13 protein-coding genes are annotated in these 13,913 nt (G+C 73.8%); 11 read left to right on the top strand and 2 right to left on the bottom strand.

Annotation, left to right across the window (positions count from 1 at the left end; all coding sequences use genetic code 11):
• Positions 1-134: 134 nt before the first annotated feature.
• Positions 135-782: a bifunctional DNA primase/polymerase gene (locus ACZ6EJ_RS18865; RefSeq protein ID WP_469268416.1), complete on the bottom strand. Its 648-nt coding sequence runs from the start codon at positions 780-782 to the stop codon at positions 135-137.
• A 430-nt stretch (positions 783-1,212) separates the two neighbouring features.
• Here ACZ6EJ_RS18865 and nsdA point away from each other — a divergent pair, with 430 nt between their 5' ends.
• The 5 genes from nsdA to ffh all read left to right on the top strand — a co-directional run bounded on the left by nsdA (position 1,213) and on the right by ffh (position 8,790).
• Positions 1,213-2,685 carry a transcriptional repressor NsdA gene (nsdA, locus tag ACZ6EJ_RS18870; RefSeq protein ID WP_469268417.1) on the top strand — a complete coding sequence of 491 codons (1,473 nt, stop codon included), beginning with the start codon at positions 1,213-1,215 and terminating at the stop codon, positions 2,683-2,685.
• Between the two features lie 290 nt (positions 2,686-2,975).
• Entirely contained in the window at positions 2,976-4,322 is a 1,347-nt protein-coding gene (locus tag ACZ6EJ_RS18875; protein ID WP_469268419.1) for an ammonium transporter, read from the top strand.
• A complete protein-coding gene (locus tag ACZ6EJ_RS18880; RefSeq protein ID WP_469268421.1) occupies positions 4,319-4,657 on the top strand; it encodes a P-II family nitrogen regulator in 339 nt (112 codons plus the stop codon). Before ACZ6EJ_RS18875 ends, ACZ6EJ_RS18880 begins: the two co-directional genes overlap by 4 nt.
• Before the next feature lie 30 nt (positions 4,658-4,687).
• Entirely contained in the window at positions 4,688-7,141 is a 2,454-nt protein-coding gene (locus ACZ6EJ_RS18885) for a [protein-PII] uridylyltransferase (RefSeq protein WP_469268422.1), read from the top strand.
• Positions 7,142-7,239: 98 nt separating this feature from the next.
• Complete coding sequence (gene ffh / locus ACZ6EJ_RS18890) at positions 7,240-8,790, top strand: signal recognition particle protein (RefSeq protein ID WP_469268424.1); 1,551 nt, start codon at positions 7,240-7,242, stop codon at positions 8,788-8,790.
• Between the two features lie 65 nt (positions 8,791-8,855).
• On the opposite strand, the gene ACZ6EJ_RS18895 is transcribed toward ffh, so the two are convergent.
• Positions 8,856-9,719, bottom strand: coding sequence for a methyltransferase domain-containing protein (locus tag ACZ6EJ_RS18895; RefSeq protein ID WP_469268426.1), 864 nt, complete (start codon positions 9,717-9,719; stop codon positions 8,856-8,858).
• A 572-nt stretch (positions 9,720-10,291) separates the two neighbouring features.
• On the opposite strand from ACZ6EJ_RS18895, the gene ACZ6EJ_RS18900 reads away from it, so the two are divergent.
• From ACZ6EJ_RS18900 to rplS, 6 genes are all read left to right on the top strand, one after another.
• On the top strand, positions 10,292-10,885 hold the full coding sequence (locus tag ACZ6EJ_RS18900) for a hypothetical protein (RefSeq protein ID WP_469268428.1): 594 nt from the start codon (positions 10,292-10,294) through the stop codon (positions 10,883-10,885).
• Positions 10,886-11,042: 157 nt separating this feature from the next.
• Positions 11,043-11,483: a 30S ribosomal protein S16 gene (gene rpsP, locus ACZ6EJ_RS18905; protein WP_018488710.1), complete on the top strand. Its 441-nt coding sequence runs from the start codon at positions 11,043-11,045 to the stop codon at positions 11,481-11,483.
• A 2-nt stretch (positions 11,484-11,485) separates the two neighbouring features.
• Positions 11,486-11,725, top strand: a complete 240-nt coding sequence (locus ACZ6EJ_RS18910; protein ID WP_066978740.1) for an RNA-binding protein — start codon at positions 11,486-11,488, stop codon at positions 11,723-11,725.
• A 146-nt stretch (positions 11,726-11,871) separates the two neighbouring features.
• The gene (rimM, locus tag ACZ6EJ_RS18915) at positions 11,872-12,465 is read left to right on the top strand and encodes a ribosome maturation factor RimM (RefSeq protein WP_469268429.1); all 594 of its coding nucleotides are present in this window, start codon (positions 11,872-11,874) and stop codon (positions 12,463-12,465) included.
• Positions 12,465-13,286, top strand: a complete 822-nt coding sequence (gene trmD / locus ACZ6EJ_RS18920) for a tRNA (guanosine(37)-N1)-methyltransferase TrmD (RefSeq protein ID WP_469268431.1) — start codon at positions 12,465-12,467, stop codon at positions 13,284-13,286. The genes rimM and trmD overlap by 1 nt, the downstream gene beginning before the upstream one ends.
• Positions 13,287-13,416: 130 nt before the next feature.
• Positions 13,417-13,767, top strand: a complete 351-nt coding sequence (gene rplS / locus ACZ6EJ_RS18925; RefSeq protein WP_469268432.1) for a 50S ribosomal protein L19 — start codon at positions 13,417-13,419, stop codon at positions 13,765-13,767.
• The last annotated feature ends 146 nt before the right edge of the window (positions 13,768-13,913 follow it).

A 13,913-nucleotide genomic window follows, 5' to 3' on the forward strand; every position in this document is an offset into this window, starting at 1 on the left:
CGGGGGGGTATTCGGGTAGCTTTGTGCCTTTCCTCCCCTCCCCCCCCCCCCTCCCCCCCCCCCCCCCCCCCCCCCCCCCCCCCCCCCCCCCCCCCCCCCCCCCCCCCCCCCCCCCCCCCCCCCCCCCCGGGGCCCTACGAGCGGTGGCAGACGTACGCCAGCGTCCCCAGCAGCAGCCGCGCCTGCGGGGGAGCGGCCGCCGGGTCCAGCTCCGGGGGGCGCAGCCAGCGGACCGGGCCGAGGCCGCCGAGGTCGGAGGGCGGCGCGGTGACGTACGACCCAGCGCCCAGGGCGCGCAGGTCGAGGCGGGCGTCATCCCAGCCCATCCGGTAGAGCAGTCCGGGCAGTCCGGCGGCGGCCCCCGGCGCGACGAAGAACTGCGCCCGACCGGTCGGCGTCACCGCCACCGGCCCCAGCGGCAGCCCCATCCGCTCCATCCGCACCAGGGCGCGCCGCCCTGCCTGCTCCGCGACCTCCAGGACGTCGAAGGAGCGGCCCACCGGCAGCAGCATCGCCGCGCCCGGCGTCTCGGCCCAGGCGTCCGCCGCGCGCTCCAGCCCGGAGCCGGCCGGGACCTCGCGGGCGAAGCCCAGCGGGTGGGCTCCGGGCGCGGGGCACGCCGGGTCGCCGCACGAACAGGAGCCGGCCACGGCCCGCGCGCCGGGCGCCACGTCCCAGCCCCACAGCCCCGTGTACGCGGCCACCGCGGTGGCTTCGACGCCGCGGGAGCGCCGCCGCGCACCGGATCGGATCTCCCGGCTGCCGCCGATCGTGAAGCCCATACCCCCTCCAACGGGTCCAAGTCAGCGGTGGTTACGTCGCGCGGTCCGCGGGTGACCCTCCGTCGCCGCGACACGTTCGGGTGGTGTGCGCGGTAGTGCGCCAGGGAGCGCGGCACGGGGCGCGCGCCCCTGAGTGCGTCCATCCGCTCGTCATACGGTCGTGATCGCCCAAGTCAAGCGTGCCGGGCGGCAGTCGGGTTCCCTCGAAGGGGTGGCGAATGGTGGCGTTTCCGGGGCCCCCCTCGCCGAGGTGGTGATCGTAGGATTACCGTCGGTACCCGAACCCTGGGAGCATGTGCACCCACGGGTATGCCCCAGGCAGCCCGACTTCCTGTTCAATGGTGTGGGACTCCCGTACGAACAGCGCCGATGCACGGCATTCTGATAGTGGTTCGCGCGACGAGGTTTCGGCGGGGATGGGGGCGTTCCAGTGAGTGGCAGCGGTGCGGGCGGGACGGACGCCGGGAAGCGCCCCAACGGGCAGTTGGGATCGTGGTTCGTCCGCAGCGGCTGGTCCAAGGGCGAGCTGGCCCGCCAGGTGAACCGGCGGGCACGGCAGATGGGCGCGCACCACATCAGCACCGACACCTCGCGGGTGCGGCGCTGGCTGGACGGGGAGCAGCCGCGGGAGCCCATCCCGCGCATCCTCTCCGAGCTGTTCTCCGAGCGCTTCGGCGCCGTCGTCGCCGTCGAGGACCTCGGCCTGCGCACCGCCCACCAGTCGCCCTCGGTCTCCGGCGTCGACCTGCCCTGGGCCGGGCCCCAGACGGTCGCCCTGCTCAGCGAGTTCTCCCGCAGCGACCTGATGCTCGCCCGGCGCGGCTTCCTCGGCAGCTCGCTCGCACTGGCCGCCGGCCCCTCGCTCATCGAGCCCATGCAGCGCTGGCTGGTGCCCGTCCCCGCCCGCGGCGCCGACGAGGCGGACGCCCCGACCCCCCACCGCCCCTCCAAGCTCTCCCCGCCCGAGCTCGACCTGCTGGAGTCGACCACCGCGATGTTCCGGCAGTGGGACGCCCAGTGCGGCGGCGGACTGCGCCGCAAGGCCGTCGTCGGCCAGCTCCACGAGGTCACCGACCTGCTCCAGGAGCCGCAGCCCGGCCCCACCGCCCGGCGCCTCTTCCGCTGCGCCGCCGAACTGGCCGAGCTGGCCGGCTGGATGAGCTACGACGTCGGCCTCCAGCCCACCGCCCAGAAGTACTTCGTGCTCGCCCTGCACGCCGCCAAGGAGGCCGGGGACAAGCCGCTCGGCAGCTACATCCTGTCCAGCATGAGCCGCCAGATGATCCACCTGGGCCGCCCCGACGACGCCCTGGAGCTGATCCACCTCGCGCAGTACGGCAGCCGCGACTGCGCCACCTCCCGTACCCAGGCCATGCTGTACGCCATGGAGGCCCGCGCCTACGCCAACATGGGCCAGCCCGGCAAGTGCAAGCGGGCCGTCCGGATGGCCGAGGACACCTTCCTGGACGCCGGGCTGGACGGCGAGCCCGAGCCCGACTGGATCCGCTTCTTCTCCGAGGCCGAGCTGAACGGTGAGAACGCCCACTCCTACCGCGACCTCGCCTACGTCGCCGGCCGCAGCCCCGCCTACGCCTCGCTCGCCGAGCCCGTCATGGAGAAGGCGGTCGAGCTGTTCGGCGAGGACGACGAGCACCAGCGCTCCTACGCGCTCAACCTCATCGGCATGGCCACCGTCCACCTCCTGCAGCGCGAGCCGGAGCAGTCCACCGTGCTCGCCGCCCGCGCCCTGCGGATCGCCAAGAAGGTCCGCTCCGAGCGGGTGAACACCCGCCTGCGCAAGACCGTCGACACCGCCGCCCGCGACTTCGGCGACGTCGCCGAGGTCGCCCGGCTCACCGAACTCCTCCACGAGCAACTGCCCGAGACCGCCGAAGCCCTCTGACCGGCCCGCCGCCCCTCCGGCGCCCGGTCGCGCGGACGAGTCCGCCGCGGCCGGATCCGTGCGGTCCGCGCCCCCGGCGCCCCGGCCGCGCGCGCCGCGGTGCGGTCCTGACGCCGCCGCTTCGCCCCGGCGTCACGCGGACGTAACACACCGCTGCTCCTCGTCACGCTCGCGTAACACCGTGCGGCATCCCCCGAAACGGCGCTCCGCCAGGCTCAGGGCGCACAACCGGCCAGCCCGCCCGCGGCGTCCCCGCACACCGCGCCCGCACCGACGACGAGGAGACGCCGATGCGCCCAGGCATCACGACACTCGCCGCAGACGGCCCCCACCTGTCTGCCGCCAACACCGGGTTCATGCTCATCTGCTCCGCCCTGGTGATGCTCATGACCCCCGGCCTGGCCTTCTTCTACGGAGGCATGGTCCGCGTCAAGAGCACCCTCAACATGCTGATGATGAGCTTCATCAGCCTCGGGATCGTGACCGTCCTGTGGGTGCTCTACGGGTTCAGCCTGGCCTTCGGCGCCGACGCCGGCTCGGTCGTCGGATGGAGCGCCGACTACGTCGGCCTCAGCGGGATCGGCGTCACCGAGCTCTGGGACGGCTACACCATCCCGGTCTACGTCTTCGCCGCCTTCCAACTGATGTTCGCCGTCCTCACCCCGGCCCTGATCAGCGGGGCGCTGGCCGACCGGGTGAAGTTCACCGCGTGGGCGCTCTTCGTCGTCCTGTGGGTCACCGCCGTCTACTTCCCCGTCGCCCACTGGGTCTGGGGCGCGGGCGGCTGGCTCTTCGAGATGGGCGTCATCGACTTCGCCGGCGGCACGGCCGTCCACATCAACGCCGGTGCGGCGGCCCTCGGCGTGATCCTCGTGATCGGCAAGCGCGTCGGCTTCGGCAGGGACCTCATGCGGCCGCACAGCCTGCCGCTCGTCATGCTGGGCGCGGCCCTGCTGTGGTTCGGCTGGTTCGGCTTCAACGCCGGCTCCTGGCTCGGCAACGACGACGGCGTCGGCGCGGTCATGTTCCTCAACACCCAGGTCGCCGCGGCCGCCGCCGTCCTGGCCTGGCTCGGCTACGAGAAGCTGCGCCACGGCGCCTGCACCACGCTGGGCGCCGCCTCCGGCGCGGTCGCCGGCCTCGTCGCCATCACCCCGGCGGGCGGCTCCGTCAGCCCGCTCGGCGCCCTCGCCATCGGCGCCGTCGCCGGTGTCCTGTGCGCCATGGCGGTCGGCCTGAAGTACCGCTTCGGCTACGACGACTCCCTCGACGTCATCGGCGTCCACCTCGTCGGCGGCGTCATCGGCTCCCTCCTCGTCGGCCTCTTCGCCACCGGCGGCGTCCAGTCCGACGCCAAGGGCCTCCTCTACGGCGGCGGCCTCGAACAGCTCGGCAAGCAGACGCTCGGCGTCGTCGCCGTCTTCGCCTACTCCCTGGTCGCCTCCGCCCTCATCGCCCTGCTCCTCCAGCGGACCATCGGGATGCGGGTCCCCGAGGACGACGAGGTCTCCGGCATCGACCAGGTCGAGCACGCCGAGACGGCGTACGACTTCAGCGGCGCCGGCGGCGGCACGGCCTCCCGCACCGCCGCACCCTCCCCGACAGCAGCACCCCAGGCGAAGAAGGTGGACGCATGAAGCTCATCACCGCGGTCGTGAAGCCCCACCGGCTGGACGAGATCAAGGAGGCCCTCCAGGCCTTCGGCGTCCAGGGGCTCACCGTCTCCGAGGCCAGCGGATACGGACGCCAGCGCGGCCACACCGAGGTCTACCGGGGCGCCGAGTACACCGTCGACCTGGTCCCCAAGATCCGCGTCGAAATCCTCGTCGAGGACGAGGACGCCGACCAGCTCATCGAGGTCGTCGTCAAGGCCGCCCGCACCGGCAAGATCGGCGACGGCAAGGTGTGGAGCGTCCCGGTCGAGACCGCCGTCCGCGTACGGACCGGCGAACGCGGCCCCGACGCCCTGTGACCGACGTCCCCTGAACGGAAGGGCAGCCGGGTGACGAACGACACGACCACCGCCGTCCACGCGCCGGGACCCGGCGGCTACGCGGCGGCCCGGCTGCGCCTCCTGCGCCGCCGGGGGCCGTCCGGGCCGCCGCGCCGCGCGGCCCTCGCCCGCCTCACCGACGACTGGCTCGCCGGCCTGTTCGCCTCGGCCGCCGCGCGCGCCGGGACGCCCGGCGCGGCCCTCGTCGCCGTCGGCGGCTACGGCCGAGGCGAGCTCTCCCCGCGCAGCGACCTCGACCTGCTCCTCCTGCACGACGGCAGCGCCCGGCCGGCGGCCCTCACCGCCCTGGCCGACGCCCTCTGGTACCCGGTCTGGGACCTGGGCCTGGCCCTCGACCACTCCGTACGCACCCCCGGCGAGGCCCGCAAAGCCGCGGACGAGGACCTCCGCGTCCAGCTCGGCCTGCTCGACGCCCGCCCGGTCGCCGGGGACCCGCGCCTCGCCGCCGCCCTGCGCACCGCCGTCCTCGCCGACTGGCGCGACCAGGCCCCCCGCCGCCTCCCCGCCCTCCGCGCCCTGTGCCGGGAGCGCGGCGAACGCGCGGGCGAACTTTCGTACCTACTGGAACCCGATCTGAAAGAGGCCCGCGGCGGCCTCCGCGACGCCACGGCCCTGCGCGCGGTGGCCGCCTCCTGGATCGCCGACGCCCCGCGCGAAGGACTGGCCGAGGCCCGCCGCACCCTCCTGGACGCCCGCGACGCCCTCCACCTCACCACCGGCCGGGCCACCGACCGCCTCACCCTCCAGGACCAGGACGAGGTCGCCCGCGCGCTCGGCCTGCCGGACGCCGACGCCCTGCTGCGCCAGGTGTACGGGGCCGCCCGCACCATCTCGTACGCCACCGACGTCACCTGGCGCGAGGTCGACCGGGTGCTGCGGGCCCGCACGACCCGCACCGGGCTCCGCGCGCTGCTCGGCGGCCGCGCCCCGCGGAACGCCCCCGCGCGCACCCCGCTGGCCGACGGGGTGGTGGAGGCCGACGGCGAAGTGGTCCTCGCCCGCGCCGCCCGCCCCGAACGCGACCCGGTCCTCGTGCTGCGCGCGGCCGCGGCCGCCGCCGAGGCCGGGCTGCCGCTCTCCCGCCACCTCGTCCGCCACCTGGCGGCCACCGCCCCGCCGCTGCCCACGCCGTGGCCCCCCGAGGCCCGCGACGAACTGGTCACCCTGCTCGGCGCGGGCGAGGCCGCCGTCGCCGTCTGGGAGGCGCTCGAAGCCGAGGGGGTCGTCACCCGGCTGCTGCCCGCCTGGGAGCAGATCCGCTGCCGTCCCCAGCGCAATCCCGTCCACACCTGGACCGTCGACCGGCACCTGGTGGAGACCGCCGTCCGCGCCGCCTCCCTCACCCGTCGCGTCCACCGCCCCGACCTCCTGCTCGTCGCCGCCCTGCTCCACGACATCGGCAAGGGGCGCCCCGGCGACCACAGCGCGGCCGGCGCGGTCATCGCGCGGGAGACGGCCGCCCGCATCGGGTTCGACCGGCACGACGCCGACGTCATCGCCACCCTCGTCCGCCACCACCTGCTGCTCGTGGAGACCGCCACCCGCCGCGACCTCGACGACCCGGCCACCGTGCGGTCCGTCGCCGCCGCCGTCTCCAGCACCGCCACCCTGGAACTGCTGCACGCCCTCACCGAGGCCGACGCGCTCGCCACCGGGCCCGCCGCCTGGAGCGCCTGGCGCGCCCACCTGGTCGACGACCTCGTCCGACGCGTCGCCGCCGCCCTCGCCGGGGAGCCGCCCCCGGAACCCGCGGAGGCGGCCCCCCGCGCCGAGCACGAGCGCCTGGCCGCCGAGGCCGCGCGCACCGGCGAACCCGCCCTCGCCCTGCACGCCCGGCCCGACCCGCCCGCCGGGGACGGCGCCGCGGAACCCGTCGGCGTCGAACTCCTCATCGCCCTGCCCGACCGCCCCGGCGTCCTGCCCGCCGCCGCCGGGGTCCTCGCCCTGCACCGCCTCACCGTCCGCTCCGCCGACCTGCGCTCCGTCGAACCGCCCGGCGAACCGGGCGCAACCGCCGACCTGCTGCTGCTGAGCTGGCGGGTCGCCGCCGCGTACGGCCCCCTCCCGCAGGCCGCCCGGCTCCGCGCCGACCTGGTCCGCGCCCTCGACGGCTCCCTGGACATCCGCGGCCGCCTCGCGGAACGGGACGCCGCCCACCCCCGCCGCCGAGGCGCCGCGGCCCCGCCGCCCCGCGTCACGGTCGCCGCGTCGGGCTCCCGGCGCGCCACCGTCATCGAGGTGCGCGCGCAGGACGCTCCGGGGCTGCTGCACCGGATCGGCCGCGCCCTGGAGCACAGCGGCGTACGGGTGCGCAGCGCCCACGTCTCCACCCTCGGGGCCAACGCCGTGGACGCCTTCTACGTCACCGGGGGCGACGGGGGACCGCTGCCCGCCCACCGGGCCGCCGAGGTCGCCGGCCAGGTGGAGAAGGCCCTCGGCTGACCCCTGGCCCGGACGCGGGGTCGGCGTCCTCCGGGGGCCGGATACCCTGGAGGGCGACCGACCTGCCCCGCCCCCGACCCTGAGGACCGACGAGCGCCGTGTTCGATACTCTCTCCGACCGCCTTAGCGCCACTTTCAAGAACCTCAGGGGCAAGGGCCGCTTGTCCGAGGCGGACATCGACGCCACGGCACGCGAGATCCGTATCGCCCTGCTGGAAGCCGACGTCGCCCTGCCCGTGGTCCGGGCCTTCATCGCCAACGTGAAGGAGCGGGCGCGCGGCGTCGAGGTCTCCCAGGCGCTGAACCCCGCCCAGCAGGTCGTCAAGATCGTCAACGAGGAGCTCGTCTCCATCCTCGGCGGCGAGACCCGGCGGCTGCGGTTCGCCAAGAACCCGCCCACCGTGATCATGCTCGCCGGCCTCCAGGGCGCGGGCAAGACGACGCTGGCCGGAAAGCTCGGCCTCTGGCTCAAGGCCCAGGGCCACTCCCCGCTGCTCGTCGCCTGCGACCTCCAGCGCCCCAACGCCGTCAACCAGTTGAGCGTCGTCGCCGAGCGCGCCGGCGTCGCGGTGTACGCCCCCGAGCCGGGCAACGGCGTCGGCGACCCGGTCCGGGTCGCCAAGGACTCCATCGAGTTCGCCAGGACCAAGGTCCACGACGTCGTCATCGTCGACACCGCCGGCCGCCTCGGCATCGACCAGGAGCTGATGCGGCAGGCCGCGGACATCCGCGACGCCGTCAGCCCCGACGAGATCCTCTTCGTCGTCGACGCGATGATCGGTCAGGACGCGGTCAACACCGCGGAGGCCTTCCGCGACGGCGTCGGCTTCGACGGCGTGGTGCTCTCCAAGCTCGACGGCGACGCCCGCGGCGGCGCGGCCCTGTCGATCGCCCACGTCACGGGCAAGCAGATCATGTTCGCGTCGAACGGCGAGAAGCTGGAGGACTTCGACGCGTTCCACCCGGACCGGATGGCCTCCCGCATCCTCGACATGGGCGACCTGCTCACCCTGATCGAGCAGGCGGAGAAGACGTTCAGCCAGGAAGAGGCCGCCAAGATGGCCTCCAAGCTGCAGTCGAGCAAGGGTGGGAAGGACTTCACCCTCGACGACTTCCTGGCCCAGATGGAGCAGGTCCGCAAGATGGGCTCCATCTCCAAGCTGCTCGGGATGCTGCCCGGCATGGGGCAGATCAAGGACCAGATCAACAACATCGACGAGCGCGACATCGACCGCACCGCCGCGATCATCAAGTCGATGACCCCCAAGGAGCGCGCCGAGCCGACGATCATCAACGGCTCGCGCCGCGCCCGCATCGCCAAGGGCTCGGGCGTCGACGTCTCCGCCGTCAAGAGCCTGGTGGAGCGCTTCTTCGAGGCCCGCAAGATGATGTCGAAGATGGCCCAGGGCGGCGGAATGCCGGGGATGCCGGGGATCCCCGGCATGGGCGGCGGCCCCGGCCGCCAGAAGAAGCAGGTCAAGCAGGCCAAGGGCAAGCGCAAGAGCGGCAACCCCATGAAGCGCAAGGCCGAGGAGCAGGCCGCGGCCGCCCGTCGCGAGCAGGCGGCGGCCCAGGGCGGCGCGTTCGGCCTCCCCGCCCAGGAGGACAAGAGCTTCGAGCTGCCGGACGAGTTCAAGAAGTTCATGTAACCGCACCACCGCGTAAGGGGCGCCCTCTCTCGGGGGCGCCCCTTACGCGTGCCGCCCGCGTCCGGTCAGGTCGCGCACACCAGGTAGCGGAAGACGTTGGGCATCCACACCGTGCCGTCCTGCCGCCGGTACGGATGCAGGGCCTCCGCGACCTCCTTCTCCACCTGGGAGCGGTCGGTGGCCCGTACGGCGGCGTCGAACAGCCCGGTCGACAGCAGCCCGCGCACCGCGCTGTCCGTGTCCGCGTACCCGAACGGGCACGACACCCGCCCCGAACCGTCCGGCCGCAGCCCGGCCCGCCGCGCCACGTCCTCCAGGTCGTCCCGCAGGATCGGCCGCAAGCCGCCGGGGCCCGTACGCGGCGGGCGCGCGGACTCCGCGAGCCGCGCGGCCACCCTCAGCACCGCCGCCGTGGCGCACCGCTCGGGCGGACCCCACCCGGTCAGCACCACGGCGGCCCCCCGCGCCGCAAGCGGCACCGCCGACTCCAGCGCGGGCGCCAGCCCCTCGGCGTCACCGGCCGCGCAGCCGATCGGCTCGAAGGCCGTGACCAGGGTGTACGCGGCGCCGTCCGGGCCGCCCGCCGGTTCGCCGTCCGCCAGCAGTCGGGCCCGGCGGCGGGCCGGAGCACCGTCTCCCCCGGCGTCGGGCAGCAGCCGCGCGCGGGCCAGCGCCAGGCGCTCCCGGTCGGAGTCCACGCCGGTGACATGCGCACCGCGGGCCGCCGCGACGAGCATGGCCAGCCCGGAACCGCAGCCGAGCGACAGCATCCGGGTCGCGGCCCCGACTTCCAGGCGGTCGTACACCGCCTCGTAGAGCGGGGCCAGCATTCGTTCCTGGATCTCGGCCCAGTCGCGCGCGCGGGTACCGGAGTCCGCCGACGCGGAGCGGTCCGCGTCCGGGTGGTTCCGGACGAGCGTTGGTGTCATGGAAAGCGCCCCAATCCGCCAAGAGGTCGATCGTGCCCGAATGGACGGCCCCCCGCGTGCGGGATACCCGCACCCCCGTAAGCCAGGGAACTGCGCATCCGCCGTTCCGTCCAGGGGTCGTGGAGCACTGCGCGGGTGCTCCGGTCGTACGCCCCGCCACCGGCTCGTGCGCCCCGGCCCGCCCACGCCGTCGTGGGACGGGAGCGGCCGTGGGCGGCGCACCGCGCCGGCGGCGTGACGGACGCCGGCCGGCGCCCGGTCGCCCGATGCCCGCGAACCGCGCCCGCTCTGCGACCAGTCTCACCCGGCACCCCGCGCCGAGCACGTCGAAGGCGTCGGCGGGTAGTCTCTCGGGCGACTTCGCAAGGGCCGCGGGGCCTGGGCGCTCCGCACGACCGTCGCGCCGGCCGCCTCGGCGCTACGCACCACCTTGATGTGAGCTGCACGCCTTCTCCGCAGTTCGGCGCACGCGCCCTCGTCCGGACGCATCAAGGGCAACTGACTGGTACGTGCAAATTATTTGGGATGCCCCGGAATAGGAACACCGGGGCACTCGGGCTCGTTGTCACGACGTGAGCACGACACCACCTGTACTTGCCGCAGAGCTGGCACAGGCGTGGGCCGACATTCAGCGGTACCACCCCGAGCTGCCCGATCTCGCCGCGCCCGAGTCCCTGATCGGAGAGTCGTCGTCCGCCTGTGGCGCCGAGCTCTCCTTCGAACGACTGCTCCACGAGGCAGTCCACGGCATCGCCGCCGCGAGAGGTGTCCGCGACACCTCCCGCGCCGGCCGTTACCACAACCGACGCTTCCTCGCGATCGCCGAGGAGCTGGGCCTCGACCACGCCGAGGAACCCCACCCCAGCAGCGGATTCTCGCTGGTGACGCTGAATCCGGAGGCCAAGCGGCGGTACCGCCCGACCGCCGAGCGCCTGCAGCGCGCCCTCAAGGCCCACACGGTCGCCACCGCCGCCGACACCAAGCGCTCCTTCCGCGGGCCCGCCGCCCGGCACGGGTCCTCCGGGGGCGGTGTGCGGGTCAAGGCCGTCTGCGACTGCGGACGCAACGTCCGCGTCGTCCCGTCGGTCCTGGCCCAGGCGCCGATCGTCTGCGGCGGCTGCGGCAAGCCGTTCCGCATTCCGGAAGCGGCGGTCGCGGTGAGGTGAGCCGATGGGGTGTGGCACAATGGCTAGCTGTACTCGACAGTCGCACAGGACCCCTCTCTCCTCCGGCTGACGCGTCCATCGGGCACTCCGAGTACCGCAACCCCACGTGGCATCTAGTTGTGCCCAACCACGTCATAGACCAGGAGACACCACTTCCGTGGCAGTCAAGATCAAGCTGAAGCGTCTGGGCAAGATCCGTTCGCCTCACTACCGCATCGTCGTCGCCGACTCCCGTACCCGCCGTGACGGCCGGGCCATCGAGGAGATCGGCCTGTACCACCCGGTGCAGAACCCGTCGCGCATCGAGGTCAACTCGGAGCGCGCGCAGTACTGGCTGTCCGTCGGCGCCCAGCCGACCGAGCCGGTCCTCGCGATCCTGAAGCTCACCGGTGACTGGCAGGCCCACAAGGGCCTCCCGGCCCCCGCGCCGCTGCTGCAGCCGGAGCCCAAGGCCGACAAGCGCGCACTGTTCGAGGCGCTGTCCGCCGACGGCGACGAGGCCAAGGGTGAGGCCATCACCCCCAAGGCCAAGAAGTCCGACAAGAAGGCGGACGAGGCTGCTGACGCTGCCGCGTCCACCGAGTCGACCGAGGCCTGATCATGCTCGAGGAGGCTCTCGAGCACCTCGTGAAGGGCATTGTCGACAACCCCGACGACGTGCAGGTTGCCTCGCGCACCCTGCGCCGCGGGCGCGTGCTGGAGGTTCGGGTCCACCCCGAGGACCTCGGCAAGGTGATCGGCCGCAACGGCCGCACCGCCCGCGCCCTGCGTACGGTCGTGGGAGCCATCGGCGGCCGCGGGATCCGCGTCGACCTCGTCGATGTGGACCAGGTTCGCTGAGAGAAGTTGAACACCGGCCAGGGCCGGGGAGGGTCTTCGGGCCGTCCCCGGCCTTTGTCGTCGGCCACTCCGCGGCGCGCCGTCCCCGCCGTCGCGCCCGCACCCCCATCACGTCGCGTCCGCACCCCCATCAATCGGAGAACAGCGTGCAGTTGGTAGTCGCGCGGATCGGCCGCGCCCACGGCATCAAGGGCGAGGTCACCGTCGAGGTACGAACGGACGAGCCCGAGCTGCGGCTCGGGCCCGGCGCGGTCCTCGCCACCGAACCGGCGGCGACGGGCCCGCTGACGATCGAGTCGGGCCGGGTCCACAGCGGCCGGCTCCTGCTGCGTTTCGAGGGCGTGCGCGACCGCACCGGCGCGGAGGCCCTGCGCAACACCCTGCTGATCGCCGAGGTGGACCCCGAGGAGCTTCCGGAGGACCCCGAGGAGTTCTACGACCACCAGTTGATCGACCTCGACGTGGTCCTCGCCGACGGGACCGAGGTCGGCCGGATCACCGAGATCTCCCACCTGCCCTCCCAGGACCTGTTCATCGTGGAGCGCCCCGACGGCAGCGAGGTGATGATCCCGTTCGTGGAGGAGATCGTCGCCGAGATCGACCTGGAGGAGCAGCGCGCGGTCATCACCCCGCCGCCCGGCCTGCTCGACGAGGACGAGGCCGTGGTGGCCTCCTCCGGCGACGGGGAGCCGGAGCCGGCTTCCGGGGACGCGGGCGGGGCGCCGAAGGGCGACGGCTGATGCGGCTCGACGTCGTCACGATCTTCCCGGAGTACCTGGAGCCGCTGAACGTCTCCCTGGTCGGCAAGGCCCGCGCCCGAGGCGTCCTGGACGTCCACGTCCACGACCTGCGGGAGTGGACGTACGACCGGCACAACACGGTCGACGACACCCCCTACGGCGGCGGCCCCGGCATGGTCATGAAAACCGAGCCCTGGGGCGACGCGCTCGACACGGTGCTGGCGGACGGTTACGAGGCGGGGGCGCACGCACCGGTCCTGGTCGTGCCCACGCCCAGCGGCCGCCCGTTCACCCAGGAACTGGCCGTCGAGCTGTCCGCCCGGCCCTGGCTGGTCTTCACCCCGGCCCGCTACGAGGGCATCGACCGCCGGGTGATCGACGAGTACGCCACCCGGCTGCCGGTCGTCGAGGTCTCCATCGGGGACTACGTCCTCGCCGGCGGGGAGGCGGCCGTGCTGGTGGTCACGGAGGCCGTGGCCCGGCTGCTGCCGGGCGTCCTCGGCAACGCCGAGTCGCACCGGGACGACTCCTTCGCGCCGGGCGCGATGGCCAACCTCCTGGAGGGGCCCGTCTACACCAAGCCGCCCGAGTGGCGCGGCCGGTCCATCCCGGAGGTCCTGCTGAGCGGCCACCACGGGAAGATCGCGCGCTGGCGGCGGGACCAGGCCTTCGCCCGCACCGCCCTGAACCGGCCGGACCTGATCGAGCGGTGCGAGGCGAGCGCCTTCGACAAGAAGGACCGCGAGATCCTGTCCATCCTCGGCTGGGCGCCGGAGCCCGGCGGCCGATTTTGGCGCAGACCCCCGGCCGTGGAAGAATAGGCCGCTGCCGTACGTCCGGCGTGCGCCCCTGCCACAGGGGGAAAGACGCCCGCCCGACGCGATCGGCCCTCCGAACCTCTCACCGACATTCCGTCGATGACCTGTGGCATCGACGAAGAAAGCAGAAAACATGACCTCCCTGCTCGATGGCGTCAACGCCGCCTCCCTCCGTACGGACGTCCCGGCGTTCCGCCCCGGTGACACCGTCAACGTCCACGTGCGCGTGATCGAGGGCAACCGCTCCCGTATCCAGCAGTTCAAGGGCGTCGTCATCCGCCGCCAGGGCTCGGGCGTCAGCGAGACCTTCACGGTCCGCAAGGTCTCCTTCAGCGTCGGCGTCGAGCGCACCTTCCCGGTGCACAGCCCGATCTTCGAGAAGATCGAGCTGGTCTCCCGCGGCGACGTCCGCCGCGCCAAGCTGTACTTCCTCCGTGAGCTGCGCGGCAAGGCCGCGAAGATCAAGGAGAAGCGCGACAACTGAGCTGCCGCCCGCGGTCCCGTCGCGGCCGGATAGGCTTCGGCCGCGATGGACACGCAAGCACAGCACTCGGAGCGGGGGGGGGGGGGGGGGGCAGGGGGGGGGGGGGGGGGGGGGGGGGGGGTTCCTCTTGCTGCCACGACCTTACT

It is taken from the genome of Streptomyces sp. NPDC041970, assembly GCF_055588985.1.